Annotated in this window: 1 protein-coding gene; it reads left to right on the top strand. The window is 67.8% G+C overall.

What is annotated here, in order from left to right:
* On the top strand, positions 1-370 hold a 370-nt coding region (locus KOL93_RS16000), incomplete at both ends, for a DUF5979 domain-containing protein (protein ID WP_221586423.1).

Genomic DNA, 370 nt, shown 5'->3' on the forward strand with positions numbered 1-370 from the left:
CAGATCACCGACGACCCCACCACCTCGACCACCACCTACGAAGCGCTGCCTCCCGGCGCCGAATGCCAGGTCACCGAGACCGACACCGGCGGCGCCACCGACGTGAGCATCGACCCCACCGACGGAATCGTCACCGTCGGCGACTCCACCGAACCCGTCGCCGTCACCATCGACAACACCTTCGACCTGGCGGGTCTGGAGGTGTCAAAGTCGGTGACCTCCGACGCGGTCGACGCCGAGGGGCAGCCGATCGAGTACGGCCCGTTCCAGGTCGAGGTCACCTGCACGTTCCTCGGCGAGACGGTCTACGCGGACGGATACAGCGCCGACGACCCGATGGCCTTCGCGATCACCGACGGCGAGACCGTGT

The organism is Microbacterium salitolerans, assembly GCF_019720895.1.
GTDB lineage: Bacteria > Actinomycetota > Actinomycetes > Actinomycetales > Microbacteriaceae > Microbacterium.